Below are 628 nucleotides of genomic sequence, written 5' to 3'. Positions count from 1 at the left end.
AGGCTCAGCCTCAATGCTATTTCTTTCCGCAAAGATACAAAAAAATCCGATACCTCCAAAAAAAGTAACGGATTTTTTTCATTAATCAACCTTCATGCTTCATGCAACTTCTCATGGCAAGCACCGCAAACCAAAAGAAGATTGCCAAGGCGGCACACAAGGTCGGGGCGCTCGCTGACACCCGACACATGATGAACCTCCATTTCCTCCTCCTCAAAACAACAACCGCAGACAGCACAACAGCCCCCCTGACGACGATACAACCTGCGGCGGAGACGGACAAGACGGTGACGGACATTCCGATGACGGTCATCATACTTCCCGCGACGCTTCAGCCGGTAAGTGGTAACATAAATACGAACACGGCCGATCTTCCATTTCTTCAGAAAATCCATACACGGCACTCCTATATCTCAGAAACGGCACTGCCGCAACTGCAGCACTCAAACTTAGGCAACATGGCACGAAGCAACTCTATGGCCATATACAAATCCTCCTTCTGAAGCATCTCCTCATCGGCATCCTGAATAAGCGACAATAGCATCTTCGTCATCTCCTCCCAAGTGCACTCGCCGTCCCGCTTGCTCCGACAAGGTATCTCTATCACTATCTTAGCATCTTCTATACG

At 49.0% G+C, this 628-nt stretch carries 2 protein-coding genes; both read right to left on the bottom strand.

Going from position 1 to position 628, the window contains the following annotated elements; all coding sequences use genetic code 11:
- Nucleotides 1–92 precede the first annotated feature (92 nt).
- Nucleotides 93–395: an HNH endonuclease gene (locus tag EII32_RS11485; protein WP_410524586.1), complete on the bottom strand. Its 303-nt coding sequence runs from the start codon at nt 393–395 to the stop codon at nt 93–95.
- An 11-nt stretch (nt 396–406) separates the two neighbouring features.
- Nucleotides 407–628 (bottom strand): hypothetical protein (locus EII32_RS12290; protein WP_158611194.1); only part of this gene is annotated, 222 nt, incomplete at its 5' end.

Origin of the sequence: Prevotella sp. OH937_COT-195 (genome assembly GCF_003932845.1) — a bacterium.
In the GTDB taxonomy this organism is placed as follows: domain Bacteria; phylum Bacteroidota; class Bacteroidia; order Bacteroidales; family Bacteroidaceae; genus Prevotella.
This window is presented reverse-complemented; position numbering and strand designations above follow the sequence as displayed.